Source organism: Microbacterium sp. LEMMJ01 (genome assembly GCF_002114135.1).
Classification (GTDB): Bacteria; Actinomycetota; Actinomycetes; order Actinomycetales; family Microbacteriaceae; genus Microbacterium.
In genome coordinates this window covers 1-7,217 of the sequence record NZ_NCTV01000006.1, presented here as the reverse complement: position 1 = coordinate 7,217, position 7,217 = coordinate 1, and the positions used below count along the sequence as shown (strand labels likewise).

The 7,217-nt window shown below is 68.1% G+C and carries 6 protein-coding genes; all 6 read right to left on the bottom strand.

What is annotated here, in order from left to right:
• Positions 1–135: 135 nt before the first annotated feature.
• Genes B7W94_RS00115 through B7W94_RS00090 form a run of 6 tightly spaced genes read right to left on the bottom strand, consistent with a single transcriptional unit; the run spans position 136 to position 7,081 of the window.
• Positions 136–1,383, bottom strand: coding sequence for a M23 family metallopeptidase (locus tag B7W94_RS00115; protein ID WP_005052737.1), 1,248 nt, complete (start codon positions 1,381–1,383; stop codon positions 136–138).
• Between the two features lie 6 nt (positions 1,384–1,389).
• On the bottom strand, positions 1,390–3,420 hold the full coding sequence (locus B7W94_RS00110; protein ID WP_005052735.1) for a hypothetical protein: 2,031 nt from the start codon (positions 3,418–3,420) through the stop codon (positions 1,390–1,392).
• Positions 3,417–5,939 carry an ATP-binding protein gene (locus tag B7W94_RS00105; RefSeq protein ID WP_005052733.1) on the bottom strand — a complete coding sequence of 841 codons (2,523 nt, stop codon included), beginning with the start codon at positions 5,937–5,939 and terminating at the stop codon, positions 3,417–3,419. The genes B7W94_RS00110 and B7W94_RS00105 overlap by 4 nt, the downstream gene beginning before the upstream one ends.
• A 14-nt stretch (positions 5,940–5,953) precedes the next feature.
• A complete protein-coding gene (locus tag B7W94_RS00100; RefSeq protein ID WP_005052730.1) occupies positions 5,954–6,169 on the bottom strand; it encodes a hypothetical protein in 216 nt (71 codons plus the stop codon).
• 2 nt (positions 6,170–6,171) lie between these two features.
• Entirely contained in the window at positions 6,172–6,747 is a 576-nt protein-coding gene (locus B7W94_RS00095) for a hypothetical protein (RefSeq protein ID WP_005052728.1), read from the bottom strand.
• Between the two features lie 10 nt (positions 6,748–6,757).
• Entirely contained in the window at positions 6,758–7,081 is a 324-nt protein-coding gene (locus B7W94_RS00090) for a hypothetical protein (protein WP_005052725.1), read from the bottom strand.
• Positions 7,082–7,217: the final 136 nt, after the last annotated feature.

Here is a 7,217-nt window from a genome sequence, read left to right as displayed (position 1 = left end):
TGAGGGCACGAGTCACCGTCTGGGTGGGAGAGGCTTCGGCCCCGTTTCGGGCCGGGGCTGCCCCCAGCCTACAGGCCGGTTTCCAGGCCGTCAGGAGGGTTACATGCCGCGAGTTGACTCGGTTTTCCAGGGGGGTCAGAGGCGTCGGCAAGTGCCGTCTGTGGGACAGATCTCGATGCCATACAGGCGGAGGAACTCTTCGGGGTTCACGTAGCCGGCGTACTGCGAGGGGGCACCGAGTGCAGTCGCCTCCTGCAGCCCGGCGACGGCCTGATTCGTCGTCCCGTTCTTGTTGACGGCCAGGTGCAGGTGGCATCCCCCACTGGGCGGCACGTTCCCGACGACACCGATCTGCTGGCCGGCGGTGACGGTGTCTCCGACGTCGACGAGCCGCTCGCTCTTGTACATATGCAGGTAGGACACCACGAACCCATCGGGGTGCTTGATCGACAACCACAGTGAGCTGCTGAGAGTCACCGTGCCCGGCAGGACCGCGTAGACAGGGTCGCCGCACGGGTTTGGCCAGCGCTGCAGGTCGATTCCGACATGCCAACTCGACGCACCCGGAACGGTGATGTCGCGCGGCCCGTAGCCGGAGGTCATCTGGTAGCCGGCCGCAAGGGGGAAAGCGGCCTGCCCGACGACAGTGCTGCTGTCGCAGCTGATCGACCCGCCGACCGCGGTGATGATCTGCTGTGCTGCGGGCTCCCACTTGTCGTAAGCGGTCGGGTATGCGGAGACCTGCACGGTCTGCGCGGCCTCCCCCAGCCCCATGTCCTCCCAGCCGGGGATGTCGAGCAGCCCACGCGGCGATCCGCCGTTGGGGCCCTCCTCGCCGCCGAAGAACGCCTTGGCTGCGTAGAGGGGGTCCATGAGCTCCTCGACGGTGCCCCAGCCCGACACACGCTGCTGGAAGTAGTTGACGGAGTCGTGGTCGCTGCCGACCGCGTCGTGCGGGTAATCGAGGGACTCAGGCACGGAGGAGTTGGCGTACATCTTCAAGCCGGACTCCTGCAGCGCGGTCATGATCGCGATCTGCTGGCCCCGCGCGGACACGCCCAGTGAGCGGGCGACCGAGAGGATGGTGGCCGCGTGGCCGAGCTCCGTCGCACCGAGGGTGCGGGTCGATCCTCCTGTGGTCTGGACCTCGAGCTTGTCGGTGGTCAGCGACCCCGCGGTGCACTGCGACGACCCACCGCCGGAGGCGCCGGCGATCGCCATCATCAGGAACATCGTGTAGCCGGCGAAGAGCACCACCGGCACCAGCACGAGCGCGATCACCCAGAGGACGACCTTGCGCGAACCACCACCGTCCCCGTCGTCTCCCCCATTGACGGCGCCGGCGACGTCGGCAGAGCGCTCGAGTACTCCCGATGCGGACATGCGGGGTTACTTCTGTGCGATCGCGAGCCGGGCGCGCATCTCACCGCTGCGCGGAGAGCGAGGCGCGCGCGCCGGCAGGGACGAGATGTCGACGACACCTGACGAGGGGCGCCGTTCGATGTGTCCCATGCCCGAGGAGTCGACGACGATCCGTCGAGGACCGTCCGGGGTGCGCGTGGGCGCCGGGCCCTGGTCGACGACCATCGAGACCACCTTCGGGTCGCCCGCAGCTCGCGGCTTGCTCGCGCCTGCCGCGGCCGCGGAGACAGCCTTCGACGCTCCCTTGCTCGCGACTCGGCCACCGACCTCGAGCGCCGCGGCGCCGGCGGCGCCGGCCACACCGCCCGCTGCGGCACCCTTGCCGATCCGCGCGGCCGTGAAGACCAGGTCCGCGGTCTTCGAGGCCTTGGCGGCAGCACCCGCGCCAGCGCCGCCCCCAGAGCCCATCTGAGGCGACGGGAGGGCGGGACGGCTCGGTGAGCCGCCAGAGGGCGTCGAGGGCGGCTTGGGAGCCGCGGGCGGGCGTGTAGCGGTCATTGTGCCGATGTCCTGCGCAGCCCCCGCGCCGAAGTTGATGGAGCGCGCGTCGACCTTGTTGTCAGGGCGACGCAGCGCCGCGGCCGCGACGGTGGATACGGCGCTCATCGCCGCGACGGTCTTGACCCCGTCGCGCTGCGCCGGCGCGCCCTTGCCGATGCCGTACTTGGAGAGCTGCTCGGCGATCGACCGGCCGGTCTTCTTGGCAATGCGACGCGCTCGGATGATGAGGAACAGCAGCACGATCATCACCAGCGTCGCAAAGGTCATCTGCGCGACGAGCGGGATTCCCAGGCTGCTGAGCCCGGTGATCGCTGCGACGGTGAGCTTGAGGACGGCCGCCATGACGACTGCCATGAAGACGATGGCGACCAGGCCCATGAAGGTGTCGGCGAGGGACTTCCACAGCGGGTATCGGTTGACCGGGAGGATCCCGATGTAGACGTTCCACATGGTCTTGAGTGCGGAGATCAGGAAGCCGAGAACCGTGACTAGGAACAGCACCCCGAAGGCCATCGGCAGGATGAACAGGGTGAGCGCTCCGGGGGTCATCGTGACGGCCGTGAGCACCTGGCCGAAGTTCGGATTCTGGTTGAACGTCTTCGCCGCCTCGTCGCACCCGCCGACCGCGTCACGGACCTCGTTGCCGCCGGTCTGGATGGGCGCCGAGTTGGTCATCGTGTCGGTGAACGTCGCGGCGCACTGCCCCTCGAGGGCGTGGCCGAACGCGATCGTCTGCGCAGGGATCTTCACGAAGATGTCGACCAGCTGCGACGTGACCGCAGCTGACAGCAGGTTCTCGGAGTCGAGCTCCGTGCTGTTGATGTCGTCGGTGACGACGACGGCAGCGATCTGACCGCCGTACTCCTGGGCGGTGTCGAATGCTCCGCCTGCGGCGGTGAGCGAGGCGATCGGGTTAGCGAGCAGACCGGTCGCCAGCACCGCACAGCACGCAGAGATGAACAACTCCGCCCACCCGGTGGAGTGCCGGCCGAGCATGATCGCCAGGCCCGCGACACCGCCGGCGATCGTCAGCGCGAACGGGATCCATGCGATCTCGCCGAGGAAGTCCTGCAAGAGGTCGGCCAGCGCGCCGAACGGTGCCGCGACGATGTCGACCCACTCGAAGGAGAGCAGCCAGTTGCAGAACCAGATCATCCACGACACCAGACCCAGATGCCCGGTCCAGATCGGGTCGATCCACATGGAGATGAAGAACTTCCCCATCGTGAACACATCGCCGCGGTCCAGTGGAAGCACCGTGTAGTTGGTCAGCGGGACGCCGTCGCTGTCAGTGATGTCGCCGCCGAGCATGAACGGGGACGAGCCGCCGCCGTCAGCGGCGAAGGCCCAGTACGTGTTGCCGAACAGGACCAGGAACAGGTCGATCAGGACGACGGCGATGACCTTGCTCCACCGCGGGTGATCGTGCGCCCAGAAACGGACCCGCCAGAACGCGCCGCCCAGAGTCTCGAAGGTGTGCCGGTAGAAGGTGATCATGGTGTCACCAGAGACGGGGTCGACAGCACGGCTTCGCGGCGGTCGGGGCGCTCGGGCAGCGTCTTGCGGAACTTCCCGATTCGACCGCGCTGGTCACGGATCAGTCCCTCGCCGCGCCGCTCCGGGGCGACCTTTCCGTCCGCCCCGAGCGGGGACAGGTCTTCGGTGACCACCTGGACCATCGCCGGGTCCGCGGGCTCGCCGGTCAGCCACTCGATCGCGCGGCGAGCGAGCTCCTTGTCGGTCTGGCGCATCACGTAGCGGGTCTTGAGCAGGCCTCGGGTCTGGGTTTCTCCGAAGTCGGCGGGGTCGTGCGAGCCGAGGGCGAAGAACGCGCGGTGCTTGCGACCGTCGCGGATGCCGATGCGCAGGTCGCGCTCTCCCTCCGGTGACTGGGTGATGTGGTGGCACTCGTCGAAGTAGGCGCCGGCGAGCTCGCCGGGGTTCATGAAGCAGACCTCGCGGGAGATCCCCATGAGCATCGCGTACATGGCGCGGCCGTAGATCTTTTCCAGGGGCATCTCCTCGAACAGGTGCGCGTGCTCGAGCTCGGTCTTGTCTGGCAGCGACAGCCCATGGGTGAGGAAGACCAGGGCACGCGATTTCAGGTCGACAGCGGTCAGCCCGTCATTGAAGAGAACCTCGCCGATGTCCTTCGACGCGACCAGGTTGATCAGGCCCGACAGCTCATCGCTCTCCGCCGAGGAGATCGTCTTGAGGTGCGCCCGCAGGCGACCGAGGCTGGTGATGTCGTGCGCGGCGACGTACTCCGGCTCGAGGAGGCGGGACAGGGCGACGCCTCGGGAGTCGCGGGCCCGGATGCCGAGCATCACCGCGAAGAGCGACTGCACCATGCGTGCGCCGACGAGAGGGCCGAACACCCGCAGCGGGTCCAGCGAGTACTCCGGGGTCATCAGGTCAACGATCGTCGTGGTGTCCGGCCGGAGGCTCTGCGCGAAAACCGCGTACTCCTTGGCCTCTGTGCGGTCGATCGCGACGACGCGGCCGTTGCGGTCGACCGTGTCGCCCATGTCTCCCTTGAGCAGCACGCTCTTGCCGGCGCCGAGCTCGGCGACCACGCCGAAGCTGGCGCTGGTGTCGGCCTGGATACTGCCGTCCGCGTCGCGGAGGATCGGGGTGTGCCGGGCGGTGCTGATGTTCTCGCCGAAGCGGGCGCCCTTCTCGTCTCCGAGCTCGTTGCTGGAAAGCGGAACGCCGGTCGCGAACTCCCGGCCCGTCGTGATCTGGGTGAGCTCACGGACGATGCGCCCGGTGGGCGTGCCGGGGATCATCGCCCACCAAAGCTCCTCCTGACCTCCCAGGGGAGCCTCGAGGAGGAAGTCAGCGCGCTTGTACTCGTCTGCCACGAACCGGCCCTTAGCCTTCGCGAGATCGGCGGTATCTGCCCCCACAGCGAACAGCACCGTCGCCTGAACCTCGACCTCCTTATCGGAGCGGTTGAGGGAGGCGTGGTAGGCGGCCAGCGTCTCCGCGATCTCTCCGAGGTCGGATCCGCCGCCGGTGATCGTCGCGGTGCCCTCCTGGTGCTTGTACTGCTCCTCGAGGGCGGTTTCGGCCTTCTTGTTGCGACGCTTGACCTCGTCGGCGCCGGTGACGGTGAAACGGATCCCCCAGTCGACGTCAAGGGGGAACTGGTCGACGTGTGAGATCCACTCGACGCCGGGCGAAACCCAGCCGGCCTTGGGTGCGGCGACCATGGCCTGCACCACCTGGTAGGACGACGTCTCGTCCGCGTAGGGGCTGTGCACCTTGAGGTAGCGGCGCTTGAACGGGAGGAACTGCTGCCCCTTGGGAAGGTCGCTCTGTCCGCCTTCGTCGAGCCATGGGTTCGGCATCGCGGAGGGCATCTGGAAGTGCGCGAGCTCGTCGACGCCGAATCCGTCCTCGGTACCCTCGGCGGGCGGGACAGGGGCGGCGAGATCTGCGGAGAGGCCGCGCTGCTGCGAGTGAAGGGCGATCCAGATCTGCTCGGCCGGCGTTGCACGGGTCGGCTGGAACGCGGCCGGGATGCGAACCTCGATCTCCTTGGCCATCCGCGCGGCCGCAGCGATCTCGGAGTCGGTAGGCAGCTGACGGGGAAGAGCCAACGTGTCGCGCAGCTTGGTGTCGGCGGCGCGCACTGCCGACCTCGCGCGAGCCTTCATCGAACCGGCCGCGAGCGGGACCGAGAACCAGAACGCGCGCGTTCCAAGCGGGATCTGCTCGAGCGCGTCCAGGGTCAGCTCGACCTCGCGCGCCCAGTCCGGACACTCGTCGATGCGAACACCGTCCAGCATCCGCTCCACGACAGACACCGGATCCAGGTCAGCGCACAGCCCCAGCAGCAGTCCCTCGCCCCGGTGCGCCTGGAAGAGCGCCTGGTGGTGCGCCTTGACGAGCTGCTTTGCCGCCGTGGTGGCGTAGGCATACGGGAGCGGCTGCAGCCGCCACGTAGCCCAGACCACGCCCGAGCGGGTCCACATCAGGTTGCTCGTCATCGCTGTTGCCGGAATCTGCATCGTCGTCTCGTTTCTCAGTCGGTCGGCGTGGCCAGCAGCAGATCGCGACCGCCGCTGAGGGGTGCCGTGATCGGCGTGCCGCCGAGGATGGGGAGGAGGGCTGCGTAGCTCGTGGTAGCGGGGTCCGCACAGATCGGCCCACGCGCGGTCTCCGCCTTGACCACGAGGGTCTTGATGACGTAGCCGCGGCCTCGGCCGATGATGCCGAGCGGGATGTCGGTGTTGTTCATGGTCAGTTGCCTCCTCGGGCTTGCTGCAGCAGGCGCTCGACGCCGCTGACCGCGTGTGCGGGTGCGTGCGCCGGCAGCGGCGTCGAGCGCGGCTGCAGGACCGGCTGCGCCACGACGGGCGCTTCCGGTGCGGGTGCGGTGGTCTCGCTATCCGGGGTGGTGAGCGTGGCTCCGACCGGCTCGGCGATCGTTGTTCCGCCGCCTGCGAAGTGGGGCGGGCGAACCCGCATGGTCACTCCGCGGTAGCGGCCGGCTGCGGGGCGGGTCATCGCGGACAGGCCGCTGGTGATGATGCTCAGCAGGTTCCGGCGTGTGGCCGGGATCCTTCCGGCTCCCCACGCTGCTCCCCAGGACACGAAGGCAGCGACGGGGATATCGACGATCGGAGAGCCAGTCCCCCACACGCTCTGCGTCAGCAGGGCGACGACCAGGACGATCGCCAGGACGACGCCCTGCGTCAGCGTGTAGGGGCCCCCGGGGATCTTCGTGCCGTCGTGGAGACGGCCGATGAACTTTGGGAACCGGCGGCTGCGCGTGTAGAAGCGCGCAACCTCTCTCTCTTCGTCGCGATCGGCCACGTTCGCCCCTTTACGCGACCAGCCGGTAGACCGTGTCGCCGGCCGCGGTGGTGGTCTCGTTGAGCACCAGGGCGTCCGCCGGAGCTGCGATCTGATGGATCGTGACTCCGATGGCGTCGACGGTCTCGGTCTGGATGAGGCCCATGACCCACTCGCCACCGCCGGCGGCGAGGAACATGGCCAGGCCGCACGCGATGCCGGTGATGATGGTCGTCGCCATGGCGAACCGCACCTTGGCGGCGACGACGAAGAAGATCACTGCTGCTGCGAGAAACACGACCGCCCGGAAAGCAGTCGTCGCATCAGCGGTGATCCCGTTGATCCAATCGAACATGGTTGGTGTTCCTTCCTTAGTTGCCGTTACCGGACGGTGTCGGCGTGGGGGTTGTCGATCCCTTGTCGGAGACCGCTTGCGGTGCAAGATCAATGGCGCTGACCTCCCAGCGGGAGGCACGCGCGGTGAGGGTGAG